Origin of the sequence: Microbacterium sp. 2FI (assembly GCF_005502885.1) — a bacterium.
GTDB lineage: Bacteria > Actinomycetota > Actinomycetes > Actinomycetales > Microbacteriaceae > Microbacterium.
Map to the genome: position 1 here is coordinate 1 of NZ_SCMR01000033.1, position 25,104 is coordinate 25,104.

Genomic DNA, 25,104 nt, shown 5'->3' on the forward strand with positions numbered 1-25,104 from the left:
GGTCCGGGGGATATCCCCCGTGCGATGGGGCAGTTCCAGCACCTATGCTGACGGCGTGACGAATCCTCCGCCTCCTCCGCCGCAGTCTCCGTACGGCGCTGCCGCCCAGCCGCCCGCCCCCATGTCGCCGTCCGACGAGAAGCTGTGGTCGACGCTCGTCCACGTCGGCGGACTGTTCTTCAGCTTCCTGCCCGCCCTCATCGGCTACCTCGTCCTCAAGGATCGCGGTCCGTTCGTGCGCGCGCACACCGCAACGGCGCTGAACTTCCAGCTGACGCTGATCATCGCCTACATCGTCGGGACGATCCTGACGTTCGTGATCATCGGCATCTTCATCCTCATCGCCGCGTACGTGCTCAACATCGTGTTCTGCATCATCGCCGCGGTGAAGGCGAACAAGGGCGAGTGGTACGAGTACCCCCTCACGATCAAGTTCATCAGCTGACGCTTCTTCGACGGGTTCGGCCGGGCTCCTCCCCAGGTGGTGCCCGGCCGCTGTGCGCGGTCCCCGCTGAGGCTTAGGCTTTCCCCATGTCAGCCCGACCTCGGCGGGTCTCCGCCGCCTCGCCCATCGCAGGATCCCCACGGCGCCCTGTGCGACGCGCCGGTCGCGGCCTCGCTGCGGTGGGTGTGCTGCTCGTCTCGGCGATCGCCCTCTCGGGCTGCTTCGGAGGCGGTCCCGATGGCGGCGACTTCGGTGACGGCGACTTCGCCGACGACGGGTGCACGAACGTCGTGATCGCGACGTCGTCCGAGAAGGTCAACATGCTCGACGCGCTCGCCGACGCCTTCAAGGAGTCGCCCGAGCACGAGGGTCTCGACGAGTGCGCGACCGTGCGGCCGATCAACGTCTCGTCGGGCGAGGCGACCCGCATCCTCACCGCCGGCGGCGACTGGCCCGACGAGAACCCGCGCCGCTGGCCTTCGATGTGGTCTCCGGCCTCGACTGTGTGGACCGAGCGCGTCGCCGCTGCGGCATCCCCCTCGCTCGTGGGCGAACCCGCCTCGTTCACCCGCACTCCCGTCGTCTTCGGGGTGCCCGAGACGATGGCCAAGGCCCTCGGCTGGCCCGACGCCGAGATCGGCATCACCGACTTCGAGGCGCTGTGCCAAGACCCCGAGGGCTGGGGGAGCGTCGGCAAAGACCTGTGGGGCTCGTTCAAGATCTCCAAGACCAACCCCAACACCTCGACCACCGGGCTCTCGGCGATCCTGATGCAGTCGTACGAGGCCGCCGGCAAGACCGAGGGCTTGACCGCCGCAGACGTCGCCGCCGCCGAAGAGTTCTCGCGCGTGTTCGAGGAGTGCGTCATCCACTACGGCGACACCACCGGCAAGGTGCTGACGACGCTGTACGACGAGACGCAGAACGGCGCCGGTGGATCGGGCTACGTCTCGGCCGTCGCGCTGGAGGAGACCTCGCTCCTGAACTACAACCAGGGCAACCCCGACTCGCACACGGTCCAGCCGGGCGAGACGCTCACCCCGCCGAAGGAGAAGCTCGTCGCGGTGTATCCGTCGGGCGGTTCGATGTGGTCGGACAACCCCGTCACGGTGCTCGGCGCCGACTGGGTGACCGACGTGCAGGCCGAGGCCGGTGCGGCCTTCGCGGCGTTCCTGCAGACCGAGGCTGCGCAGCAGATCCTTCCCGAGTACGGGTTCCGCCCGCTCGACGAATCCGTCGCCCTCGGCGAGCTGTTCACCGCCGCGTACGGCGTCGATCCGGCGAAGCCCGCGGTGACCCTCCCCAAGCCCGAGGTCGACGTCGTGTCGGCGGCGATCGACCAGTGGACGCAGATCCGCAAGCCCTCGTCGGTGCTCGAGGTGATCGACATCTCGGGCTCGATGGACGAGCCGATCGGCGACGGCCGGTCCAAGCTCGACGGCGCGATCGAGGGCGCGCAGGCGACACTCGGCCACTTCCGCTCGAGCGACGAGGTGGGCGTGTGGGCATTCACCACCGGGGTGAGTTCGACCGCCGGCGAGAACCTCGTGGTGCTGCGCGACGTCACGCCGCTGGCGTCGGACCGCGAGAGCCTCGACACCGCGCTCGACGACCTGCGCTTCGCCCAGCGCGAGGGCACGCCCCTGTACGACGCGGTCGCCGCCGCGTACGACGAGATGACGGCGCGCGCCGAGCCCGGGCGTATCAACGCCATCGTGCTGCTCTCGGACGGCCAGGACACCGACTCGGCGATCTCGCTCGACTCGCTCGTCGCCAAGATCGGGCGGGCATCGCGCGAGGGCGGCGACGATGCTCCGGTGCGCATCTTCCCGATCGCCTACGGCGAGGGCGCCGACACCGGCGCTCTGGCCCGGATCGCCGAAGCCACCGGCGGCCAGTGGTTCGACGCGTCCGACGCGGCGAAGATCGACCTCGTGTTCGCCTCGGTCATCAACAACTTCTGAGCGCGGGAACATGCAGCGCTCAGCCGACCCCGCCGGATACGTCGACGAGGCGACCGCCGCACTCGCCGGCGGCAACGTCTTCGTCTCGCGCGAGGTGAGCGGATCCTCGGCGCTCGCCGACACGCTCGCCGAGCAGATCGGCGATGCCTCGATCGGTGTCGCAGTTTTCTCCGACAACGCCGCACTCGAGGCGTCCGGCCCCGACATCGTCGCCGAGATCGCGACGCAGACCGGCTTCGACACCATCATCGTCGCGGTCGGCGACGACCTCTCCGCCGGATCGAATGTGCTCGAGCGCGGCGAGGCCATGCGCATCGCCAACGAGTCCGAAGATGCCGGCTCGGTCGAGGCCGCGCTCGTCGAGACCGTTCAGGGCGTCATCGCGGCATCCGATTCCGTCCCCGGCCCCGCCCCCGACGCCGGCGTCGACGGCGGGGCGATCGTCGGCGTGGCGCTCGCCGTCGCTGCGGTGCTCGCGGCCGGCGGCGTCGTGTTCGGCGTCGTGCGGTCGCGTCGGCGCAAGGCCGCCACGAACGGATCCGCGCCCGAGGGCGTGCGGCAGCAGGTGCAGAAGCTGCGTTCGCTCGCGATCGAATACGGCGCCGTCGGGGCCGCCGGCAACGAGACCGCGATGCAGGTCGCGTGGGACGTCGACAAGATCGCGGCGAACACCACCGAGCTGTTCGACCGGCTCGGCCGCAAGGGCGGCGACGAGGCGCAGCTCGGCATCGCCGAGGTCGAGTACGGCGACACGCTCCGCAAGGTCACCGCGGCGCTCGATCGCGACTACCTGCTCGACATCCTGAAGCACCCCGACCTCTGGGACGACCCCGCCGAGCGGGTGCTCGAGGTGCGCACTGCCGTCACCGCGTTCTCGACCGAGCTCGTCGAGAACATCAAGCAGGTCAACGCCCGGCGAGGCCTGCACTTCCAGGTGTCGCTCGACGGCCTCATCGGCCGCCGCAAAGAGCTGCAGGAGTGGGACCGCGAGTTCGGCCGCGCCGCCGGCGACGACGCCGGGCCCGCGGCTCGCGGCGGATAGAATCGACGGATGCCGCCGCTCGCGGCATCCGCGATTCTCGCACTCCCCTCACCCGACCATTGGAGCCACCGTGGCCGAGCAGTCCCGCCTCGACAAAGTCATCGCCCTCGCCCGCCACCGCGGGTTCGTCTTCCAGGCGGGCGAGATCTACGGCGGATCCCGCTCGGCGTGGGACTACGGCCCGCTCGGCACCGAGCTCAAGGAGAACATCCGCCGCCAGTGGTGGCAGACGTTCGTGCGCGGCCGCGGCGATATGGTCGGCCTCGACTCCTCGATCATCCTGCCCAAGCGCGTGTGGGAGGCCTCGGGCCACGTCGCGACCTTCACCGACCCGCTGGTGGAGTGCCTGCAGTGCCACAAGCGCTTCCGCGCCGACAACCTCGTCGAGGACTTCGAGGCGCGCAAGGGGCGCACTGCCGAGAACGGCCTCGCCGACATCCCGTGCCCGAACTGCGGCACGAAGGGCCAGTACACCGAGCCGAAGGCGTTCTCGGGTCTCGTGAAGACCTATCTCGGCGTCGTCGACGACGAGTCGGGCCTGCACTTCCTCCGCCCCGAGACGGCGCAGGGCATCTTCGTGAACTTCTCGAACGTGCTCACCGCGTCGCGCAAGAAGCCGCCGTTCGGCATCGGCCAGGTCGGCAAGGCGTTCCGCAACGAGATCACGCCCGGAAACTTCATCTTCCGCACGCGCGAGTTCGAGCAGATGGAGATCGAGTTCTTCACGCCCCCGGCCGAGGCCGGCGAATGGTTCGACCACTGGGTCGAGGCGTGCTGGAACTGGTTCATCGACCTCGGCGTCGACCCCGCCAACATGCGGCGCTTCGACGTGCCCGCAGATGACCGCGCCCACTACTCGGCCGGCACGATCGACGTCGAGTACCGCTTCGGCTTCCCGGGCAAGGAGTGGGGCGAGCTCATGGGCATCGCCAACCGCACCGACTACGACCTCTCGAGCCACACCGAGGCCTCGGGCCAGAGTCTCACCTACTTCGACCAGGCCTCGGGCGAAAAGTACATCCCGTACGTGATCGAGCCCTCGTTCGGCCTTACGCGAGCCATGATGGCGTTCCTCGTCGACGCGTATCGCGAGGAGTCGGTGCCCAACGCCAAGGGCGGCACCGACACCCGCACCGTGCTTGCGCTGGACCCGCGCCTCGCACCCGTGAAGGCCGCGATCCTGCCGCTGTCGCGCAACGAGCAGCTCTCGCCGATCGCGCGCGAGGTGGCCGAAGACCTGCGCGGCGAGTGGAACATCGACTTCGACGACGCCGGCGCCATCGGCCGTCGCTACCGCCGCCAGGACGAGATCGGAACGCCGTACTGCGTCACGGTCGACTTCGACTCGCTCGAGGACCGGGCCGTCACCGTTCGCGACCGCGACACGATGAACCAGGAGCGCGTGCCCCTCGGGGGCCTGCACGCCTATCTCGCGGAGCGACTGCAGGGGGCCTGAGCGGCGGCGGAATCGTCAGCCGGTGATGGTGTACGTCGCCGTGCCGGTCTCGCCGGCGACGACGCGCCGGTAGTCCTCGGCGATCATCGTGCGCAGCACCTCGGTGTCGACCGCCTCGAGATCCTTGATGTACAGGCATCCCGCGCCGGTGTCGTGGGGGCCGAGCTGCGCGAGCGCGCCCGCGTGCGCCCCGGTGTCGAGCAGGTAGACCGTCGTCGCCTGCCGGCGCGGGGCGAACGCGGCGATCGGGACGTCGCCCTCCGTGCCGGTGGGATAGCGGTAGTGGCACGAGCCGAAGCCGATGATCGTGCCCCAGAGCTCGGGCTCGCGTCCCGTGATCTCGCGCATCAGGGCAACGACGGTCTCGGCATCCCGCCGGCGCTTGGCCGGCGCGACGCCCGCGATGAAGGCGGCCACGCTGCCGCCGGTCTTCTGCATCAGACGCCCCCGCCGCCGGACTTGGCGGCGAGTTTGGTCGCGCGCTTGTGCTCGCGCACCTTTGCGAGCGACTCGGGCGAGACGATGTCGGCGACCGAGCGGAACGACCCCTCGTCGCCGTACGATCCCGCGGCCTCGCGCCAGCCGTCGCCGGTGAAGCCGTACTGCTTGCCGAGGAGCGCCAGGAAGATCTTCGCCTTCTGCTCGCCGAAGCCGGGAAGCGCCTTCAGGCGCTTCAGCACCGTTGGGCCGTCGGGTGAGCCTTCGGTCCAGATCGCGGCGGCATCCCCGCCCCATGTCTCCTCGACCTCGCCGCACAGCGCCTGCACGCGCGCGGCCATCGATCCCGGATACCGGTGCACCGCGGGCGTGGTCTTGAACAGCTCGGCGAACGCGTCGGGGTCGAAGGCCGCGAGGGCCGCGGGATCCAGGCTGCCCGCGCGCTCGGAGATCTTGAGGGGACCCGCGAACGCCGTCTCCATCGCGACCTGCTGGTCGAGCAGCATCCCGATGAGAAGGGCGAGCGGGTCGTCGGTGAGCAGGCGATCGGCGGCGGCGTCGCCCGTGATGTGGAGCGTCATGCCGCCCAGTCTCGCACTCGCGACGATCGAGGCGCTGGGGGAGACCCGTCGGTGCGAGGATGGAACGCGTGACCGACGCTCCCGCGCCCTTCGAAAGCCTCGTCGCGAATGCGCACGACACGCACGTCGTCGTGATCGGCGGCGGTATCGCGGGGCTCGTCGCGGCCCTCGAATGCGCAAAGGTCGGGATGCCGGTGACGCTCCTCGAGGCGGCGGACGAACTCGGCGGCACGATCGCGTCGGCTGAGATCGAAGGCGTGCCGGTCGACCTCGGCACCACCTGCTGGTCGGCGCGAGGCGCCGCTGTCGAGGCGCTTGTGGAGGAGCTCGGCCTCGGCGACCGCGTGGTGGAGCCCCTCACCGAGCAGACCTGGATCGCGGGCTTGCCCAAGGGCGCGGCCGCTCCGGTTCCCGCGGACTCGCTGCTCGGCATCCCCGCCAATCCGTGGGACGAGTCGGTCCGGCGCATCATCGGCGGCCGTGCGGTGTGGCGCGCGTACGTCGACCGCCTGCGACCGCCCCTCACGATCGGCGCCGAGCGCAACCTCGGAAAACTGGTGCGCGCCCGCATGGGCGACGCCGTGGTCGACGATCTCGTCGCGCCGCTGACCGTCGGTCGCTTCGCGCTGACCCCTGACGAGGTCGATGTCGCCGTCGCCGCTCCCGGACTCAATTCGGCGCTCACGCGTGCAGGCTCGCTCGGCGGCGCCGTCGCCGACCTGCTCGTCGATCGCGCCGACGGCCCCTCGGTGCGCTCACTCGAGAGCGGGATGCCGCAGCTCGTCGCAGCGCTGAGCGCCAAGCTGACCGACCTCGGCGCCCGGGTCGTGACCGGTGCGCCGGTCGCCTCGCTCGTGCGCGCCGACGAGCGCTGGCACATCGAGCGGGAGTCGGGGACGGATGCCGCTCCCGGCCGTGCCGGCGACGCCGATGACCCGATCACCGTGGACCCGGCTGACATCGTCGTCGTCGCGACGGGGCTGCGCGAGGCGCTGCGTTTGTTGGCGCCGTTCGTCGACGATGCGCTCGCGGGCACAGCCGTGCCGCGATCCGTCACGCTCCGCGACGTCGTCACGCTGGTCGTGGATGCCCCGGCGCTCGACGCCGCGCCGCGCGGCGCCGAGGTCTACGCCGTACCCGGAAGTCATCGCGCCTCGGGCGTGGTGCACCAGACCGCTCGGTGGGGGTGGCTCGCCGCCGCGGCCGGCCCGGGGCGCCACGTGCTCAGCGTCGCGTTCGACGGACCGGCAGCTGCGCACCCCACGACGGGTCTTCCAGACGCCGAGATCGCCGAGCTCGCACGGACCGAGGCGGCTGCCCTCCTCGGAGTGCCGCTCGAGCCCGCGAGCGTGCGAGGCGCCCGACGCCGGGCCTTCGAGCTCGCCCCGCCCGTCTCGGCGCTCGGCCACGGGGCCGTCGCCGAGAGTGTGCGCGCGGCGATCGCGGCGCAGCCGGGTCTCGCCGCCGTCGGCGCGTGGATGGCGGGCAGCGGGCTCGCGCGGGTCACCGCAGATGCCGTGGACCAGGCCGACCGGGCGCGGCGAAGCGCGCTGTGGGGTGGATCCGCGCGCACGTGAGCCTGCTCCGAGCCGACTTGTCAAGGGCGGATGCCGGAATCGGCATACAGGGCTACCCTGGTGAGGATCAGCAGGCGCACCACCGAGCGTGAGGAGACCCCATGAGGGGCAAAGCAGGACTCGTCGTAGGACTCGCGATCGGCTACGTCCTCGGTACGCGGGCAGGCCGCGAGCGGTACGAGCAGATCAAGGAGCAGTGGCTGAAGGTCTGGCACCTGGAGCCGGTGCAGGAGCAGGTCGGCAAGGTCAAGGACTTCGCGAAGTCCACCGCCATGGCGCTCCCGAGCACCCTGTGGGACTCGGCCGTCAAGGTCACCCAGGCCGCTTCGTCGAAGGGCACGGCCGGGCAGAAGCTCGACGCCGCGCTCAAGGTGAGCAAGGACTCGGCCGACGACATCGGCGCCGCAGCGAAGACCTCGGCCAAGGCGGCGCGGGATGCCGCGGAAGAAGCCGTCGACGACATCTCGAAGACCCTCCGCGACGGGGCCTGACATGACGATGCCGCGCGGGTTCCGTGATCGGTCGAAGGACAGCCTGCTCACGCTCCTCGGCGACGTGCCCGAGTTGGTGCGCAACCTCGTCATCGCCGAGGTCGACTCGGCGAAGAAGTGGCTGGCGCGCACGGCGAAGGACGGCGGCTGGGGTGCGCTGTGGGTGTTCCTCGCGCTCTTCGTGCTGTTCTGGTCGGTGCCCGTGCTCGGCACCTTCGCCATCGCCGGGATGTCATCCCTCTGGGGCTGGGACGTGTGGCTGTCGGCCATCGTGCTCTTCGGCCTCATGATCGTGATCGTCGCGGTCTTCGTGCTGCTCGGCGTCCTGCGCTTCAAGCGCCTCACGGCGCGGCAGAACCCCGTCCAGTCGATCGCCCAAGACGTCAAGGAGGTGCGCGATGAGCTCTGACGCACCCGCGCCCGTGCCCGTGCCCCGAACCGCCGTCCCGCTCGGCATCACCGATCCGGTCGAGAAGGCGCGCGCCGAACTCAAGGCGGCGCTGGCGGCCATCGAGGTGAAGGCGAACTACCCCCGTCGCATCGCGAACGCCGTCGACGACGGTGTGGACAAGGCTCGCGCCTTCAAGCGCCGGAGTCCCGCACTCGCCGCCGTCGCGGTGATCGCCGGCGCGGCAGCGATCGGCGGAGCGGTGTGGGGTCTGGTTCGCCTCTACACGCGCTGAGTCTGTCGGCGCTCGCGGGGCAGCGCGCGCACCACGTCGGTCCCCGGACACGGCGATCGGCTCGCGGGGTATGCTCGACTATCAGGCAGTGCAAAGGTGCGTATGCTGCCGACCGCGCGAATCCGATTCGTATCGCGCGTCGGCCGCTCGAACTTCAGGGGCGGCTGACTGGCACCACGAGAGTCGACCCCACATGAGCACAGCCCCCCGACACAGTCCCGAGAAGCCCCTCGCTGGCTGGCGCGTCCTCGTGCCCCGCGGCGGGCCCTGGGGCGACGGTGTGGCCGCCACACTCCGCCGGCAGGGCGCGACGCCGGTCATCGCTCCGCTGATCAACTTCGCGCCGTCGAGCGACGAGGCGACCCTCGAGCAGGCGCTCGCCGACCTCGCCTCCGGCGCCTTCGACTGGCTCACCGTGACGAGCGCGACCACCGTCGACGTGCTCTACGCGTACCGCGCGTCGATCCCCTCGACCACGAAGGTCGCAGCCGTCGGCGAGACGACCGCAGCGGCACTGCAGTCGGTGGGGTATCGCGTCGACCTCGTGCCCGAACAGGACAACTCCGCCGCAGGCATGGCCGAGCAGCTCATCGGCCTCGAACCCGACGCGCGCGACATCCTCACGCTCCGCAGCGAAATCGCCAAGCCCGTGCTCACACGCATGCTCACCGATGCGGGTCACCGGGTGCGCAGCGTCGTGGCGTATCGGACCGTCGGGGTGCCGGTGACCGACCGCATCGCCGAGGACGTGCGCTCGGGCCGCATCAATGCGATCCTCGTCACGAGCGGCTCGGTCGCCGAGCAGGTGCACCGGCAGTTCCCCGTCGTGCCGCCCGAGACCCTCATCGCCGCGATCGGCCCCCGCACCGCGAAGGACGCGCGCCGCGCCGGCCTCGACGTCGACGTGGTCGCCGACACGCAGACCGTCGACGCGCTGATCGAGGCCGTCGCCCGGTTCTCGCTTCCCCATGCCGCCGACGAGTTCGCGCCGCGCACCGGCGCGCTCCCGCTTCCCGGTCGCGACTGACCGGGCCTCGTCGATGAGTCGAACGCCCCGTATCGTCGTGCTCGCCGGGGGCGTCGGCGGTTCGCGCTTCGCCCTCGGCGTGCGCGGAGCCCTGCACGCGCGCGGGATCGACAACACTGCGGAATCCCTCACCGTCGTCGTCAACACCGGCGACGACCTCTGGCTCTCGGGCGTGCGCCTGCAGCCCGACATCGACTCGATCGTCTACGCGCTCGCGGGCGTCAACGACACCGCGCGCGGCTGGGGGCGCGAGGGCGACAGCGAGCGCGTCAACGCCGAACTGCAGGCATGGGGAACCGGGTGGCCGTGGTTCACCCTCGGCGACCTCGATCTCGGCACGCATCTCGCGCGCACCGATTGGCTGCGTGAGGGACTCACCCCCACCGACGTGCTGGAGCGGATGCAGCGACGCTGGCCGCTCGGCGCAAGACTCCTTCCGATGACCGATGCCGAGGTCGACACGATCGTGACCGTGCGCGCCGAAGACGGCGCCCTGACCCGGCGGATGCACTTCCAGGAGTGGTGGACGCGGCATCGTGCGACGCTCGAGCCGGTGCGGTTCGACAACCCGGGCATCGAGGTCGCGACCCCCGCTCCGGGGGTGATCGCGGCGATCGAGGACGCTGATGCGGTGCTGATCGCACCGTCCAACCCCGTCGTCTCGATCGGGCCGATCCTCGCCGTCCCCGGCATTCGCGACGCACTGCGCCAGACCGCTGCACCCGTCGTCGGTGTCTCGCCGATCATCGGCGGGCGGGTCGTCCGCGGCATGGCGGACGTGTGCCTCGCGGCCATCGGCGTCGAGACGTCGGCGGCCGCCGTGGCGGAGCACTACGGCGCGCGCGCGGCCGGCGGCGTGCTCGACACGTGGCTCGTCGGGGAAGAGGATGCCGCCGTCGCGCCCGATGTGGAGGGTCTCGGCATCCGCTCGGTCGTGACTCCCTTGTGGATGACGGATGCCGAGACGTCGGCCTCGCTCGCGGAGCGCGCGCTGTCGACGGCCGGCGTCTGACATGCCCGACCTCGCGTGGTTCGCGTGGGCACTGCTCGGCCTCGCCGCCGTCATCGTCGGGCTCTCCAAGACCGCGGTTCCGGGGGCTGGCACGCTCGCGGTCGCGATCTTCGCCGCGGTGCTGCCGGCCAAGCAGTCGACCGGCACCCTGCTGCTGCTCCTCATCGTCGCGGATCTCTTCGCGGTCACGATGTATCGCCGGCACGCGAACTGGCGCGTGCTGCTTCGCCTCGCCCCCGCGGTGGTCGTCGGCATCCTGCTCGGGGTGCTCTTCCTGTTCGCGGCGAACGACGAGTGGGTCAAGCGCACGATCGGGGTCATCCTGCTCACCGTCATCGCGGTCACGCTGCTGCGACGGCGCATGGGGCGGGTCGCGGCATCCGAGGGCCCTCACCGTGTGGCGGCCGCGACCTACGGCACGCTCGGCGGGTTCACCACGATGGTCGCCAACGCCGCGGGGCCGGTGATGTCGATGTACTTCCTGGCCGCGCGATTCCCGGTTAAGGAGTTCCTCGGCACCGCCGCGTGGTTCTTCGCGATCGTGAACATCGCGAAGGTGCCGTTCTCGGTGGGGCTCGGCATCATCACGCCCCCTGGGCTCGTGCTCGACCTCGTGCTGGTCCCGTTCGTGGTCGGTGGCGCGTTCCTCGGGCGCTGGCTCGCCGGCCGCCTCGATCAGGTGCTCTTCGAGCGCCTCGTGATCGGCTTCACGATCGTCGGGGCCGTGTACCTGCTGGTGTGACGGGGTGGCGCGGGCGGATGCCGCGCCTTCACACTCCGAGCAGCGCGGCGGTCCGGGGGCCGAGGCCGAGGGCTCCGGCATTCGCGAGCTGGTCGGCGGTGTCGACGTCGTGTCGCAGGGTCGAGGCGTCCGTGATCGGGAGCGCGGTGCAGCCGAGCGCGACGTGCCGCGCGAACGAGCCCTCGCCGAACGACGACTCCCACGCGATCCCCGGCGCGGCGGTCACGAGGGTCGAGCCGCTGCCGTCGGCGTCGGCGACGACGGCACGGTCGACGGTCGCCGCGGCGCTCAGCGCCGCCGACAGATCGAGGGGCCGGAGAGCCGGGAGGTCGCCCAGGAGCGCTGCGCGCGGCATCCGTCCGCCGGGATCCACGGCGGCCATGGCGGTCGCCACCGCCGCGTCGAGACCGCGCGCCTCTCCCTCGGGCACGAACCGCAGGGCAGGAATCGTGGCCGACGCGCGCGCGAGCGCGGGGTCGTCGGTCACCACGACCACCTGCGCGACGAGCTCGCATGCGGTCGCCGCCGCCAGCGTGTCGAGGGCGATCGCGTGCGCGAGGTCGGCGCGCGAGACCCCCGCAACCTCGAGCCGCGACTTGCCGCGCGTCGGGCTTTTCACCGGCACGACGACGATCCAGCGCGCCGGCGCCGAGCCCGGCGCCGAGCCCGTCACGCGCCGAACCGCGCGCGCAGGCGCGGCAGGATCTCCTCGCCGTAGCGCCGCAGGAAAGCCTCCTGGTCGTGTCCGGGGTCGTGGAAGACGAGGTGGCGGAACCCGAGCTCGACGTACCACGCGATGCGCTCGACATGCTCGTCGGGGTCGTCCGAGACGATGAACCGTGACGCGGCGCGCTCGATCGGCAGCTCTTCGCCGAGCCGCTGCATCTCGATCGGGTCGTCGACGCCCATCTTCTCTTCGGGCGACAGGGCGAGGGGTGCCCAGAAGCGGGTCTTCTCGCGGGCGGCCTCGAGCGACCCGTCGAGCGAGACCTTGATCTCCATCAGCGTGTCGATCGAACCGCGGTCGCGCCCCGCCTTCGACAGTCCGTCATCGAGGGCCGGCAGCAGCGTGTCGGTGTACAGCTCGCGCTTCTTGCCGCTCGTGGTGATGAACCCGTCGGCGATGCGGCCGGCGAGTCGTGTCGCGGCGGGGCCGGCAGCGCCGATGTAGATCGGCACGGGCTCGGGCAGCTTGTCGTAGATCGTGATGTTCTTCGCCGTGTAGTACGTGCCGTCGAAGGTCACCCGGTCGTCGGACCACAGCCGGCGGATGAGGCCGATCGCCTCCTTCAGCCGCTGGAAGCGCTCGGGCGGATCCGGCCACGCGATCCCGAGGTTCGCCTCGTTGAGCGCCTCGCCGGTGCCGACGCCCAGGATCACGCGCCCGGGGTACATGACCCCGAGGGTCGCGAAGTCCTGCGCGACGACGGTCGGGTTGTAGCGGAACGTCGGCGTCAGCACCGATGTTCCGATCAGCACCTTCGAGGTGCGCGCGCCGAGCGCGCCGAGCCAGGGGACGGATGCCGGGGCGTGCCCGCCCTCGTGCAGCCACGGCTGCAGGTGGTCGGAGATGAAGACCGAGTCGAACCCGACCTCTTCGGCGAGGATCGCGTAGTCCAGCAGCTCGGTGGGGCCGAACTGCTCGGCCGAGGCCTTGTATCCGAAACGCAACGGAACGCTCATGTCTGTTCTCCTTCGCTGCCGGTGCTGTTGCCCTCGCCGCTGAGGGCGGTGAGGGTCGGGGTGGGGATGCCTACTGGGGCGAACTCGGAACCCGTCGCTTGGGCCAGGCGCGCGCGGAACGCATCCACCGTCCCGGGCCACAGCAGGGTGAGGCGACCCGAGCGCTCGTCGACGTACCAGTTGCGGCATCCGCCGGTCATCCAGGGGGTGGATGCCGCGGCCTCGGCGATCTCGTCGGTGTAGGCGGCTTCGGCACCGGGGTCGAGCCGCAGCACGCCCCCGGACCGGTCGCGCTGCACGAGCGCGCGCGTGACGTACGCCGCCTGCTCCTCGATCATGAGGACCGACGAGGAGTGCCCGAGCGCTGCGTTCGGGCCGTCGAGGACGAACATGTTGGGGAATCCCGACACCGCCGTCGACCCGAACGAGGTCATGCCCTCGAACCAGTGGACGGCCAGCGACTCGCCGCCTTCGCCCTCGACGAGGTCGGCGTACGGCTGCTCCGTCGTGGCGAAGCCGGTGGCCAGCACGATCGCGTCGACGTCACGCCGGGTCCCGTCCGCGGCGAAGAGCGTCGACCCGTCGACGCGGGCGAGCGCCGACGGCACGAGGTCGACGGCGCCCGAGGCGATCGCCGGGTAGAACTCGTCCGAGAGCAGCACGCGCTTGCACCCGAACGCGTAGTCGGGGGTCAGCAGGTCGCGGAGCGCCGGGTCGGCGACCTGCGCCTCGAGGTGGGCATGCGCGATGGCGGATGCTGCGGCCGCAGCATCCGGATCACCCGACCGCGACGCGAAACGCGTCTCGCCTTCGGCGTACTGCTCCGCGCGCAGCCGCGCGAGCTCGCCCGGATGCGACGCGAACCGGGAGCGCTCGGCGTCGGAGTAGAGCCGCGCGCCGCGCGGCACGATCCACGCGGGGGTCCGCTGGAACAGCGTCACGTCTGCGGTGCGCGCGAGCGGCGGAACCAGCTGCACCGCGCTCGCGCCGGTGCCGACGACGGCGACGCGAGTTCCGGCGAGGTCGGCGGAGTGGTCCCATCGTGCGGAGTGGAAGATCGGGCCGGGGAAGGTCGCAAGTCCCGGGATGGCGGGGATCCGGGGCTCGGTCAGTCGTCCGCACGCGAGCACGAGCGTCGTCGCCGCAAGGGGTCCGCGCGAGGTGTCGATGCGCCACAGGTCGTCGTCGTCGTCCCAGCGGGCGCCGGTCATCGCCGTGCCGAGCCGGAGGCGCTCGCCCAGCCGCTCGGAGGCGGCGACGTCGTCGAGATAGCGGCGGATCTCGTCACCCTGCGCGTATAACCCCGACCAGTCGGGGTTCGGATGAGTCGCGAACCCGTACAGGTGCGCGGGCACGTCGCACGCGACGCCGGGGTAGGTGTTGTCGCGCCAGGTTCCGCCGACGGATGCCGCGCGCTCGAGCAGCACGAAATCGTCGCGACCCGCGTGCCGCAGCGCGATCGCCATCGCGAGCCCTGCGAACCCGGCCCCGACGATCGCGACATCGACCACGGCGGGCCGCTGCGGGGTCGCGTTCTCCGTGGCCATCACTCGGCGCCCCGTGCGGGCGTGCGGGGAGCGGGGGTTCGGGCCGCGGGCGTGCCGTAGTCGGTCGTCCGCAGCCGGAACGGGCGGAAGAGCCGGGCGGCGATCGCAGCGGCATCCGTCGCCGGCAATTCGAGACCGTGCTCGATGCCCGCCTCGGGCTTGACGCGGCCGTCGAGCAGCGTGCCGCCGAGGTCGTCGCCGCCCGATTGCAGCAGCTCCGCGGCGGCGCCCTGGCCCACGCGGGTCCACGGGATCTGCACATGCGGGATGCTGCCCGACAGCAGCAGCCGCGACACCGCCACCATCGCTCGATGCTCATCGAGCGCGCTGCGCCCCGCGACGAGGGAAACGCCGCCGGCGGCACCCGGGAGCGGGATGGGGACGAACTCGGTGAACCCGCCGCCGGCGGCGGCGATGGTCGCGGCATCCTGGAGCGAACGCAGCCGGCGCAGGTGCGCGATCCGCTCGTGCGCCGTCTCGACGTGACCGTAGAACAGCACCGACGTCGAGCGGAAGCCGGCGCGATGCGCGGCCGTGATCGCGGCGATCCAGCGGTCGATCTCGAGGTCGCCCGGAGCCACGAGGCCGCGCACGCGCTCGCTCAGCACCTTGACGCCCGTGCCCGGGATGGTGTCGACGCCCGCGTCGCGCAGCGCCGCGAGTGCTCCGTCGAGGCCGAGGCCGCCGCGTTCGGCGAGGTCGGTGACATCCTGCGGGCGGTACGCGTGCAGGTGCAGACCGGGAGCGGCCGTCTTCACGGCGCGGGCGATCGCGAGGTAGCCGACGGGGTCTTCGGATGCCGGGAGCATCCCCTGCACGCACAGCTCGGTCGCCCCGAGGTCCCACGCGTCGGCGGCGATCGCCTCGACGTCGTCGAGCGTGTAGGTGCCGGGCTCTCCCGTGGGGTGCGCGCGCAGACCGCTCGAGGTGAGGTTGCGGTTGACGACGAGGCTCACCGCCTCGCCCACCGTGTAGCGGCGGACGTCGTCGGCGGCCGCGGCGAGGGCGCCGAGGTCGTCGCCGGTCGCGGTGAGGAGAGCGACCCACTCGTCGTCGGAGAGGGCGAGCGGGTCGGATGCCGCGCGGGCGGCGCCCGACGCGATGCCGGGTCGCTGAGCGCGGCCCTTCGTCTCGCTTCGCTCGCTCAGGGACCGGGAAGTCTCGGGTCGCTGAGCGCGGCCCTTCGTCTCGCTTCGCTCGCTCAGGGACCGGGAAGTCTCGGGTCGCTGAGCGCGGCCCTTCGTCTCGGCGAGGCCCGATTCGGCATCCGCGAGTGCCGCGACAGCACCGTGAAGCGCCGGATCGATCCAGGTGCCGGCATCCCGAACGAACTCGGGGTGAGCCGTCAGGCGCTCGCGCAGGACGAAGCCGAGGTCGGCTGTGCGCGCGGCGAGGTCGTCGAGGTGCGGCCACGGGCGCTCGGGATTCACGTGGTCGGCGGTGAGGGGCGACACGCCGCCCCAATCGTCGGCGCCGGCGCGCACGAGCAGGTCGAGCTCGGTCGGGTCGGAGAGGTTCGGCGGCACCTGGATGCGCATCTCGGGCCCCATCACGAGCCGGGCGACCGCGACAGCGGCGACGTACTCGACGAGGTCGGCGTCGGCGACCCCTCGCATCGCCGTCCGCGGCTTCGCGCGGAAGTTCTGGACGATGACCTCCTGCACATGCCCCTGCCCGGCGACCGTGTGGCGCTCGTGCGCGTCGCGGATCGCGACGAGCGACTCCGCGCGATCGCTCAGAGTCTCGCCGATGCCGACGAGGATGCCGGTCGTGAACGGCACGCGAGCGCTCCCCGCATCGTCGATGACGGCGAGACGCACCGCGGGATCCTTGTCGGGCGAGCCGTAGTGCACCTGCCCGGGCTCTTCGAAGAGGCGGCGCGACGTCGTCTCGAGCATCATGCCCATCGACGGCGCGGTCGGGCGCAGCACCCGCAGCTCGTCCGCCGTCATCACGCCCGGATTGAGGTGCGCGAGCAGGCCGGTCTCGGCCGTGATGAGCCGTGCGATGTGGCCGACGTAGTCGATCGTCGACGCGAAGCCGTGCTCGTCGAGCCACGCGCGGGCTTCGGGCCAGCGCTCCTCGGGGCGGTCACCGAGGGTCAGCAGCGCTTCTTTGCAGCCGAGTGCCTGGCCCTGCCGCACGACGGTCAGCACCTGCTCGGGCGACATGAACGCGGGCTTGTGGAGCTTCTGCAGCTGCGACGGCGTGTCGACGAAGACGCAGTAGTGGCACCGGTCGCGGCAGAGGGTCGTGAGGGGCACGAACACCTTGCGCGAGTAGGTGATGGTTCCCGCGCGCCCGGCCGCTTCGAGCCCGGCGTCGCGGGCGACGCTCGCGAGATCGAGCAGCGCTTCGAGGTCGGGGCCGGTCGCCGTGAGTAGTGCCGCGGCGTCGTCGGCGTCGAGCCGAACGCCTGCGGCTGCCCGCGCGAGCGCCTCGACGAGCGCGGAGCGCGTCGCCGGGCCGTGCGCCGGAGACGGCTCGAGCAGGGTCACCGAACCAGTCTTGCACCGCTGGTGCGACACGGGCCGCGATGATCGTTGCCCTCCCGTAAGCAAATCATCACGGACTCGGCGCGAGCCGCTGGCAGACTAGAGGCCATGGTCACCCTCCTGCTCGACTCGACGCAGCTCGAGGTCGTGCTGTCAGGAGCCGAGCGGGCCATGGCATTCCGGCGGGGGAATGTCGTCATCGAGCGCTCCGCGATCGCCAAGGTGCAGCTGACCGACGACGCCTGGACCTGGCTGCGCGGCGTTCCGAGCCCGGGCACGCATCTTCGCGGCGTGGTCGCGATGGGCACGTGGCGCTTCGCCGGTGCCTCGGACTTCGCGATCATCCGCCGCCACCGCCCGAGCGTCGTGATCGACCTCGACGGCCACCCCGAGTTCCAGCGGATCATCCTCACCACCCGCCACGGTCTCGCCCTGGTGCAGGCGCTCCAGCTCGAGACCGGTGCCGAGGCCGCGGACGTCGTCGACATCGCCGCCGAGACGGGCACGATCCCGGTCGTTCCCGCGCGCAAGCCGCGAGCGCGGAAGGCGCCCGCGGCCGCTCCCGTGGTCTGATCAGCTCGCTCAGCTGACGTCGCGGCGCCAGCTGGCGAGGTAGCCGAGCAACACCAGCACCGCGGCGTAGCCGAGCAGCACGACGCCGCCGGCCCACCATTCCAGCTGTGCGATTCCGCTCTCGCCCATGCCCATCGAGAACACGCTCGCGCCGACGAGCGCGTCGCTCGCGGCGCCGGGAAGGTACTGCGTCACCTCCGAGAGACCATCGACGAAGGATGCCGCGGCTCGTGCCACCGGCTCGAGGAACTGCGTGAACACCAGCACGCCGACGATCGCTCCGACCTGATTGCGCACGAGCGCGCCGACGCCCACGCCGATGAGCACCCACAGCACGTAGGCGAGCACCATGCGGCCGATCATGGCCCAGGTGTCGAGTTCGGTGAGCTGCGTGTCGAGACCGGATGCCGCGATGAAACCGGCCGAGGGACCGACCGACGCGATCACCCCGACGATTCCGAAGATGACGCCCACGAGCACGCCCACGAGGAGCTTCGCCCACAGCACCCGGCCGCGGCGCGGCGTCGCGAGGAACGTCGGCGTCAGCGTCTTGTGCCGGAACTCCGTCGTCACCATCAGCGTGCCGATGAGGAGGGGGAAGACGTATCCCACCGCCGTGGCGGTGCTGTACAGCAGGGCGGGAAGCTCGTCCTCGGGAAGCTGCGGGGCGCCGCCGGGCAACGCACCGCTCGCCGAGGCCGAGAAGACGAACCCGAGGACGGCGGCGGTGAAACCGACGTAGGCGAGCAGCACGATGAGCAGCACCCACCACATCGACGTCGTGAACTGCTTGACAGTCTCGGAGCGCGTGGTTGCGGCGAGGCTCATCGCTGCTCACCTCCTTCGTCGTCGGCGTGCTCATGGTCGGCGGGGGAGTCTTCGGGCTCGTCGGGCTCGTCTGTCGCGTCTTCGTCGAAGGCGGCGAAGAACCGATCCGCTTCGACGTCGGCCTCGGTCTTGGACTGGTCCTCCCACGGCCGGTCGCTCTCGGCGTGCTCGGCGGGCTCGGGTTCTGGCTCGGGGTCGGGCCCGGGTTCCGGTTCAGGTTCGGGTTCGGGTTCGGGTTCGGGTTCCGGTTCCGGCTCATCGGCGGCAGCGGGCGGAACGATGTCGATCACGCCGGTTCCGGCGACTGCGAAGGTCGCAGCGGTCGTCGTCGCGGGGGCGTCGGGCTCCGGCTCGGGGTCGGGCTCCGGCTCGGGGTCGGGCTCCGGTTCGAGATCGGCTTCGGCTTCCGGCTCGGGCGCCCCGTCGTCGGCGAGCACCGCGGCGGCGACCGCAGCTTCTTCGATCGGAGTCTCGTCGACGGTCTCAGCCTCGACGGGAGCCGCCTCGACGGGAGCCGCCTCGACGGGAGCCGCCTCGACCGGCTCTGCCTCCTCGACGACCACATCTTCCTCGACCGCAGCCGCGACAGCCGCGACACTGGCGGCGCCGGCGGCGCTCGGATGCACCCGCGTGCCGTTTACGAGGTCGAGGAACACCTCTTCGAGTGCCGGTCCGCGGCGCTGCAGCGACGACAGCGCGACGCTGGCGGATGCTGCGATCGCCCCGACGCCGGCAGGTTCGAGTCCTTGCACGGTGAGGCCCGAGCGCAGCAGCTGGAACTCCACGCCGGCCGCGGCCAGTGCATCGCTCAGCGCAGCGCGGTCGGGGGAGTCGACGACGGTCGCGTGCTCGGCCGGGTCGGAGAGCTCCTCGAGTGCACCCTGGAAGACGAGTCGGCCCTGCGAGATGATCAGCAGCGCGTCGACGGTCTGCTGCACCTCGGCCAGCAGGTGCGACGAGACGAACACCGTCCGGCCCTCGCGCGCGAGCTGACGCAGGAACCCGCGGATCCACTTGATCCCCTCGGGATCCAGTCCGTTGGTCGGCTCGTCGAGCACCAGCACGCCGGGGTCGCCGAGCAGCGCATATGCCAGCCCGAGTCGCTGGCGCATGCCGAGCGAGTACCCGCCGACCTTGCGCCCGGCGGCATCCGAGAGCCCGACCAGGCCCAGCACCTCGTCGACGCGACCCTTCCCGATGCCCGCTGCGGCGGCATACACCGCGAGGTGTCCGGCGCCGGTGCGCCCGGGGTGGAAGCTCGATGCCTCGAGCACCGCACCGACCGTCTGCAGCGGTCGTGCGAGCTTCGCGTACGCGGTGCCGCCGAACGTGGCTGTCCCGCCGCTCGCTCGCACGAGCCCCAGAAGCACCCGCAGCGTCGTGGTCTTGCCGGCCCCGTTCGGGCCGAGGAATCCGGTGACGCGGCCGGGCTCGACCGTCGCGGTGAAATCCGACACCGCGGTGATGGCGCCGAACCGCTTCGTCACTCCCGAGAACTCCAGCACCTGTCCGTCAGGCATGCAGAACCCTCTCGTCGTCGTGAGCTTTCCCATATCCTGGCGGATAACCGGCGCTCCGTGCGGGAACCCGCCCCGGTAACGTTGCGATCGTGACCGATGTCTCCGATCCGACCGTCCTCGTCCGCGCTCGCGGAGGCCTGGGCAGACTCACCCTCAATCGCCCCCGCGCGATCAATGCCCTCGATCTCGGCATGATCCATCAGCTGCACGCGGCTCTCGACGCCTGGGAGCACGACAGTGAGGTCGACATCGTCGTGCTCGACGGCGCAGGGGAGCGCGGACTCTGCGCCGGCGGCGACGTGCGTGGCCTCGCCGACCGGGTCGTGAACCGACGCCTGGAGGATGCCGCGGTGTTCTTCCGCGACGAGTACGCCCTGAACGTCCGCATCGCGGAGTACCCGAAGCCGATCGTGGCGCTGGCGGACGGCATCACGATGGGCGGTGGCATCGGGCTCGCCGGGCACGCGGCGATCCGCGTCGTCACCGAGCGCTCGCAGCTCGCGATGCCCGAGACCCGCATCGGCTTCACCCCCGACGTCGGGGGGTCGTGGCTGCTGGCCCGTGCCCCCGGCCGGCTCGGCGAGTACCTCGGCCTCACCGGAGCGACGATGGATGCCGCCGACGCGGTCTACGCCGGGTTCGCCGACCACCTGGTCCCGTCCGAGAGTCTCGAGGGCCTCCGCGAAGCGCTCGAGACGCGCGCAGACCCCTCGAGTCCCACTGAGCTCGTGCTGCTCTTCGACGAGACCCCCGCCCCGTCGAAGCTCGAACAGGCCCGGGTGTGGATCGACGAGGCGTTCGCCGCCGACAGCGTCGCCGACATCATCGAGCGTCTCCGCGCGCTCGCGGACGACGGAGACGGGTCGCTGAGCGAGCGCCGGCGAGACGAACGGTCGCTGAGCGAGCGCCAGCGAGACGAACGGTCGCTGAGCGAGCGCCAGCGAGACGAAGCGCGCGCCACCGCGGAGCTGCTCGGAGAACTCTCGCCGACCGGCCTCGCCGTCACCCTCGCCGCGGTCCGACGCGCGCGAGAGCTCGCGGGGCTCCGCGACGCGCTCGAGCAGGAGTACGGCCTCGTGATGTGGTTCGCCACGACCCAGCCCGACCTCGCCGAGGGGATCCGTGCGCAGGTCATCGACAAGGACCGCTCGCCGAAGTGGCAGCCGGCGACGCTCGCCGAACTGCAACCCGAGGCGGCGGCATCCGCTTTCTCGTTCCGACCCGACGTGCCGCTCTGGGATTGACGACGTCGCCATGGACGACGAAGAGCCGCGCGAGCGCCGGGCCTACTCGATCGGGATCGCGATCGACTGGTTCTTCTTCGTCTTCGCCGGCCTCGCCGCGATCTGGCTGGCGTATCTGAGCTTCACCGAGACCTTCAAGGTCGGGTGGTGGGGCATCCCGTTCTTCATCGCATTCTGGGTGCTGCTGGCGTATCTGGTGCTGCCGCGCCTGCACCGAATCCTCACGACGATCTACGTTCCCGACTACTTCATCGGCCGCACGCGCACGAGCGACGGACTCCTCGGCGACCCGGTGAACCTAGCATTCCAGGGGAACGGCGACCAGATCGAGCACGTGCTCCGGGCGGCCGGGTGGACGAAGGCCGACCCCGTCACGCTGTCGTCGTCGTGGCGCATCATCACGTCGACGCTCACGCGCCGCAGCTACCACGAGGCGCCGGTCAGCCCGCTGTTCCTCTTCGGGCGCCAGCAGGACTTCGCCTACCAGCAGGAGGTCGACGGCAACCCCGCCCAGCGCCACCACGTGCGCTTCTGGCGCTGCCCCGACGACTGGCTGCTCCCCGGCGGTCGGCGCGTGGACTGGCTCGCCGCCGGCACGTTCGACACGAGCGTGGGGCTGTCGCTGTTCACGCTGCAGGTGACCCATCGCATCGACGCCGAGACCGACATCGAGCGTGACCACATCGTCCAGACCGTGAGGGATGCCGACCCCCGCGTCTCCGTCGACGTCATCGCCGACTTCGCCACCGGGTATCACGCCCGGAACGGCGGAGGCGACAGCATCCGCACCGACGGTGATCTGCCGATCGTGGACGTGCGCGCCGTGGCGGAGGTGACCGCATGAGCGCCGGGGCGGGCGGGCCCACGCCGAACAAGCGCCCGGCGTTCGAGCCCGCGGCGCGGCTGCTCAAGCCCGTCGCGTACGACCCCGAGATGCGTCGGCCGATCTCCACGGTCGCCGGCGTCGTGCTGGTTCTGCTGCGGGTCGTCGCGGGCGTGCTCGTGCTCGTGGGCATCGCCGCGGGCTGGAGCGACATGCTGGCCGATCCCGACACGGTGCTCGAGGGCTTCGACCCCACGGCTGAAGGGGAGCAGGCTGCGCTCTGGTTCGTGCTGGCCACCGGTGCCACGGTGCTGCTCATCGACCTGCTGCTGGCGGTGCTGACCTACCGCGGCCGCAACTGGTCGCGCGTGGTGCTCATGCTCATCGCGGTCGTCTCGATCAGCTCGATCTTCGTCGCGTGGTGGGTGCAGGGGCAGGAGATCACGCTCGAGGGGGCGTTCCTCTCGCTGAGCCTCGACATCCTGCTGCTGTTGGCGCTGTCGAGCCGAAGCGCCGCGGCCTACGCGCGTCGCAACGAGAGGCGCTGAGCCCGCCGGTCGCGGGTGGCATTAGCCTGTAATCGCCGCAGCCGCGGTGATGGAGCCTTCGAGGAGGGCACGTGTTCGACAGCCCGCTGTCCGCCTCGGCGTATGACGTGCTGGCGGTCGACCCGGGCGTCGACGAGGAGTCGCTGCGACGGGCCTACCGCCTCCGGCTGCGCCAGACCCACCCCGACACCGGAGGAGATGCGGCCGTCTTCATCCAGGTGCAGCGGGCGTGGGAACTCGTCGGCACCCCCGATGCGCGGGCAGCCTATGACCGCGGGCACGGATTCGGGGCGGCATCCGCTCCGTCGTTCGCGGCCGATGCGCCCGGGTGGCGCCCGCCGCGCGCGAGCGCGGACACGCGACCTCGCGCGCGCTCGTACGGGCACCCCGGCGGCTGGCGCCGCGAACGCTACCTCGACCTCATCCGCGAGTGGGCCGGGCGCGGTGTCACCCTGGGAGACCCGTACGACCCCGCGCTCGTGCGCACCGCACCCCACCACCTGCGGCGCCTGCTCGCCGACGCGCTCGCCGAAGAGGCGACGGCCCGCATCGTCGCCGACCTCGGCATGGGCTACACGGTGTGGCATGACGTGGCCGCAGCGGGTCGGGATTCAGGCTCCGACGCCAAGATCGACCACATCGTGCTCGGTCCCAGCGGGCTGTACGGCATCCTGTCCGAGGATTTCGGCGGCCCGGTGCGCGTGCGCCGCGGCGACCTCATCGGCGACGGGGTCACCGGAGCGCCCGTCGGCGAACTGGTGGCGCGCATGCGGGGGCTCGCCCGCGCAGCCGGCGTGCGCTTCAGCGGAGCGATCGCCGTGCTTCCCGACGACGACGTGCTGCAGGCGATCGACGAGATCGGCAAGGTGCGCGGAACGCCGGTCGCGATCGTCGGGCGCAGCGCGCTGTCGACGGTGCTGCGGCGCGGAATCACGGGCGTCCGCTCCATCGGCGGCAACGAGGTCTTCGACGTGCGCACCCGCCTGCAGCAGGCCGTCCGCTTCGCCTGACTCCTGGCTTGCCGGCGGTTGTGCCTCGGCGTCCCATCCGCGAGACGACGCAGATTGCTCTCTGACCGCGCTGCGCACAGCAATCTGCGTCTTCTGGCACATGTGGGTCGGAGCCCCCATGGTCGAAGCGACGCAGATTGCACTGTGAACTACCGTCGCACTGCATTCTGCGTCGTCTCGGTGCTCGGAGGGCGGCTCCTCCACACGCGGCAAGGCGGCGGAAGTTGTCCACCGACGCCGGCGCAGAGCGCGTGAGGGCGGTGCGCCGAGTGGATGGTGGGGGATGCCGCGACCTCGCCCGCTTCCGCCCGCGCTCGCCGGTCGGCCGTTCACCGTCGCCGAGGGGCGAGCCCAGGGGCTGACGCCCGGGCGGCTACGGGGCGCCGACCTCGCGCATCCGTTCCATGGCGTGCGCGCAGACGCGGCACCGACGACCCACCTCGAAGCGTGCCGCGCATATGCGCCGCTCATGCGGCCGCACGACCACCTCAGCCACGACTCGGCATTGAGGGTGCATGGCGTCGCGTTGCCCAGGCGGCTCGACGGCGGGCCGGTTCACGTGACGGCGGTGCTTCCGGCAGGGCGTCCGCGCGGGGTCGGCGTTCGTGGGCACGCAGTCGCCCCCGAGCGCGCGCGGGTGGTGACGGTGGGGAGCATCCGCGTGTCGCACCCGGTGCAGGCATGGTGCGAATCGGCGACCGCACTCACGCTGCCCGAACTGGTCGCCGTCGGCGACGGCCTCGTGCGGCGCACGCGACCGCTCGTCAGGATGAGCGACCTCGCAGACGACGTCGCCGCGTGGCGCGGCCGGCGCGGCTGCGCCGCGCTCGCCGAAGCGCTCGCGCTCATCCGCCCGCGCACGGATTCGTGGGAAGAGACGCTGCTGCGGCTTGACCTCGCCGCCGCGAGGCTGCCCGACCCCGAGGTCAACGGCGAGATCCGAGGGCCGGCGGGGGAGTTCATCGCCTACGGTGACCTGGTCTACCGGCGGTACAGGGTGCTCGCCGAGTACGACGGCGAGCAGCACCGTCTCGACAGCCGGCAATACGCCCGCGACATCGCGCGGCTCGACGACCTGGCCCGCTGCGGGTGGCGGGTCGTGCGGTTCACGAGGCACCACCGCGGCGCAGCGCGCGCTGAGCGGATCGAGACCGTGCGCTCCGCCCTGCTGAGCCGCGGATGGCGCGCCGATTGAGCGCGACGCGACGCAGAGTGCGGCATCCGTCCGCCGAAGCCGACATTCCGCGTCGTCTCGGCGGCAGGCCGACGCGGAGGTTGACGCCGGGATTCGCTGAGGGCGTACGGATGCGTTGGCGGCGTGTCGGAGGTTGGTCGTAGCCTGTAGGGGCTCCAGACGGATGCCGAGGAACCGGCA

The 25,104-nt window shown here is 71.4% G+C and carries 25 protein-coding genes; 17 read left to right on the top strand and 8 right to left on the bottom strand.

Going from position 1 to position 25,104, the window contains the following annotated elements:
- The first annotated feature begins 121 nt into the window (after window positions 1–121).
- The 4 genes from FFS15_RS17840 (at window position 122) to FFS15_RS17855 (ending at window position 4,907) form a co-directional block, all read left to right on the top strand.
- Window positions 122–445 (top strand): DUF4870 domain-containing protein, encoded by a 324-nt coding sequence (locus FFS15_RS17840; RefSeq protein ID WP_137846430.1) that lies wholly within the window; start codon window positions 122–124, stop codon window positions 443–445.
- A gap of 86 nt (window positions 446–531) precedes the next feature.
- A complete protein-coding gene (locus FFS15_RS17845) occupies window positions 532–2,409 on the top strand; it encodes a substrate-binding domain-containing protein (RefSeq protein WP_249354216.1) in 1,878 nt (625 codons plus the stop codon).
- Between the two features lie 10 nt (window positions 2,410–2,419).
- Window positions 2,420–3,451, top strand: coding sequence for a hypothetical protein (locus FFS15_RS17850; RefSeq protein ID WP_137846403.1), 1,032 nt, complete (start codon window positions 2,420–2,422; stop codon window positions 3,449–3,451).
- 70 nt (window positions 3,452–3,521) lie between these two features.
- Window positions 3,522–4,907 carry a glycine--tRNA ligase gene (locus FFS15_RS17855; RefSeq protein ID WP_137846404.1) on the top strand — a complete coding sequence of 462 codons (1,386 nt, stop codon included), beginning with the start codon at window positions 3,522–3,524 and terminating at the stop codon, window positions 4,905–4,907.
- Between the two features lie 15 nt (window positions 4,908–4,922).
- On the opposite strand, the gene FFS15_RS17860 is transcribed toward FFS15_RS17855, so the two are convergent.
- Both FFS15_RS17860 and FFS15_RS17865 read right to left on the bottom strand, forming a co-directional pair.
- Window positions 4,923–5,345 carry a DUF1801 domain-containing protein gene (locus tag FFS15_RS17860; RefSeq protein WP_137846405.1) on the bottom strand — a complete coding sequence of 141 codons (423 nt, stop codon included), beginning with the start codon at window positions 5,343–5,345 and terminating at the stop codon, window positions 4,923–4,925.
- Entirely contained in the window at window positions 5,345–5,926 is a 582-nt protein-coding gene (locus tag FFS15_RS17865) for an HhH-GPD-type base excision DNA repair protein (RefSeq protein WP_137846406.1), read from the bottom strand. The genes FFS15_RS17860 and FFS15_RS17865 overlap by 1 nt, the downstream gene beginning before the upstream one ends.
- A gap of 59 nt (window positions 5,927–5,985) precedes the next feature.
- Here FFS15_RS17865 and FFS15_RS17870 point away from each other — a divergent pair, with 59 nt between their 5' ends.
- The 7 genes from FFS15_RS17870 (at window position 5,986) to FFS15_RS17900 (ending at window position 11,458) form a co-directional block, all read left to right on the top strand.
- A complete protein-coding gene (locus tag FFS15_RS17870) occupies window positions 5,986–7,503 on the top strand; it encodes an FAD-dependent oxidoreductase (protein WP_137846407.1) in 1,518 nt (505 codons plus the stop codon).
- A 101-nt stretch (window positions 7,504–7,604) separates the two neighbouring features.
- Window positions 7,605–7,994 carry a hypothetical protein gene (locus FFS15_RS17875; RefSeq protein WP_137846408.1) on the top strand — a complete coding sequence of 130 codons (390 nt, stop codon included), beginning with the start codon at window positions 7,605–7,607 and terminating at the stop codon, window positions 7,992–7,994.
- Window position 7,995: 1 nt separating this feature from the next.
- Entirely contained in the window at window positions 7,996–8,403 is a 408-nt protein-coding gene (locus FFS15_RS17880; RefSeq protein WP_137846409.1) for a phage holin family protein, read from the top strand.
- On the top strand, window positions 8,393–8,677 hold the full coding sequence (locus FFS15_RS17885) for a hypothetical protein (protein WP_137846410.1): 285 nt from the start codon (window positions 8,393–8,395) through the stop codon (window positions 8,675–8,677). The genes FFS15_RS17880 and FFS15_RS17885 overlap by 11 nt, the downstream gene beginning before the upstream one ends.
- 193 nt (window positions 8,678–8,870) lie before the next feature.
- Entirely contained in the window at window positions 8,871–9,704 is an 834-nt protein-coding gene (locus FFS15_RS17890; protein WP_137846411.1) for a uroporphyrinogen-III synthase, read from the top strand.
- A gap of 13 nt (window positions 9,705–9,717) precedes the next feature.
- Window positions 9,718–10,716 (top strand): 2-phospho-L-lactate transferase, encoded by a 999-nt coding sequence (gene cofD, locus FFS15_RS17895; RefSeq protein ID WP_137846412.1) that lies wholly within the window; start codon window positions 9,718–9,720, stop codon window positions 10,714–10,716.
- A 1-nt stretch (window position 10,717) separates the two neighbouring features.
- Window positions 10,718–11,458: a sulfite exporter TauE/SafE family protein gene (locus tag FFS15_RS17900; RefSeq protein WP_137846413.1), complete on the top strand. Its 741-nt coding sequence runs from the start codon at window positions 10,718–10,720 to the stop codon at window positions 11,456–11,458.
- Window positions 11,459–11,486: 28 nt separating this feature from the next.
- Here FFS15_RS17900 and cofC read toward each other — a convergent pair whose 3' ends face one another.
- From cofC to cofG, 4 genes are read right to left on the bottom strand one after another with little or no spacing between them, the layout of a single operon-like run.
- Window positions 11,487–12,131 (bottom strand): 2-phospho-L-lactate guanylyltransferase, encoded by a 645-nt coding sequence (cofC, locus tag FFS15_RS17905; RefSeq protein ID WP_171013271.1) that lies wholly within the window; start codon window positions 12,129–12,131, stop codon window positions 11,487–11,489.
- Entirely contained in the window at window positions 12,128–13,141 is a 1,014-nt protein-coding gene (gene fgd, locus FFS15_RS17910; RefSeq protein ID WP_137846415.1) for a glucose-6-phosphate dehydrogenase (coenzyme-F420), read from the bottom strand. Before fgd ends, cofC begins: the two co-directional genes overlap by 4 nt.
- On the bottom strand, window positions 13,138–14,688 hold the full coding sequence (locus FFS15_RS17915; RefSeq protein WP_137846416.1) for an NAD(P)/FAD-dependent oxidoreductase: 1,551 nt from the start codon (window positions 14,686–14,688) through the stop codon (window positions 13,138–13,140). The genes fgd and FFS15_RS17915 overlap by 4 nt, the downstream gene beginning before the upstream one ends.
- Window positions 14,688–17,186 carry a 7,8-didemethyl-8-hydroxy-5-deazariboflavin synthase CofG gene (gene cofG, locus FFS15_RS17920; protein WP_137846417.1) on the bottom strand — a complete coding sequence of 833 codons (2,499 nt, stop codon included), beginning with the start codon at window positions 17,184–17,186 and terminating at the stop codon, window positions 14,688–14,690. The genes FFS15_RS17915 and cofG overlap by 1 nt, the downstream gene beginning before the upstream one ends.
- 105 nt (window positions 17,187–17,291) lie before the next feature.
- On the opposite strand from cofG, the gene FFS15_RS17925 reads away from it, so the two are divergent.
- A complete protein-coding gene (locus tag FFS15_RS17925; protein WP_137846418.1) occupies window positions 17,292–17,756 on the top strand; it encodes a hypothetical protein in 465 nt (154 codons plus the stop codon).
- Between the two features lie 9 nt (window positions 17,757–17,765).
- On the opposite strand, the gene FFS15_RS17930 is transcribed toward FFS15_RS17925, so the two are convergent.
- The gene (locus FFS15_RS17930; protein ID WP_137846419.1) at window positions 17,766–18,584 is read right to left on the bottom strand and encodes an ABC transporter permease; all 819 of its coding nucleotides are present in this window, start codon (window positions 18,582–18,584) and stop codon (window positions 17,766–17,768) included.
- Window positions 18,581–20,104: an ABC transporter ATP-binding protein gene (locus tag FFS15_RS17935; RefSeq protein ID WP_137846420.1), complete on the bottom strand. Its 1,524-nt coding sequence runs from the start codon at window positions 20,102–20,104 to the stop codon at window positions 18,581–18,583. Before FFS15_RS17935 ends, FFS15_RS17930 begins: the two co-directional genes overlap by 4 nt.
- Window positions 20,105–20,193: 89 nt before the next feature.
- Between FFS15_RS17935 and FFS15_RS17940 the strand changes: the two genes are divergently transcribed.
- The 5 genes from FFS15_RS17940 to FFS15_RS17960 all read left to right on the top strand — a co-directional run bounded on the left by FFS15_RS17940 (window position 20,194) and on the right by FFS15_RS17960 (window position 24,924).
- Entirely contained in the window at window positions 20,194–21,348 is a 1,155-nt protein-coding gene (locus FFS15_RS17940; protein ID WP_137846421.1) for an enoyl-CoA hydratase/isomerase family protein, read from the top strand.
- A 10-nt stretch (window positions 21,349–21,358) separates the two neighbouring features.
- Window positions 21,359–22,192 (top strand): LssY C-terminal domain-containing protein, encoded by an 834-nt coding sequence (locus tag FFS15_RS17945; protein ID WP_137846422.1) that lies wholly within the window; start codon window positions 21,359–21,361, stop codon window positions 22,190–22,192.
- Window positions 22,189–22,719: a hypothetical protein gene (locus tag FFS15_RS17950; protein ID WP_137846423.1), complete on the top strand. Its 531-nt coding sequence runs from the start codon at window positions 22,189–22,191 to the stop codon at window positions 22,717–22,719. The genes FFS15_RS17945 and FFS15_RS17950 overlap by 4 nt, the downstream gene beginning before the upstream one ends.
- 71 nt (window positions 22,720–22,790) lie before the next feature.
- A complete protein-coding gene (locus FFS15_RS17955) occupies window positions 22,791–23,729 on the top strand; it encodes a nuclease-related domain-containing protein (protein ID WP_137846424.1) in 939 nt (312 codons plus the stop codon).
- Between the two features lie 283 nt (window positions 23,730–24,012).
- Entirely contained in the window at window positions 24,013–24,924 is a 912-nt protein-coding gene (locus tag FFS15_RS17960) for a DUF559 domain-containing protein (RefSeq protein ID WP_137846425.1), read from the top strand.
- Window positions 24,925–25,104 lie beyond the last annotated feature (180 nt).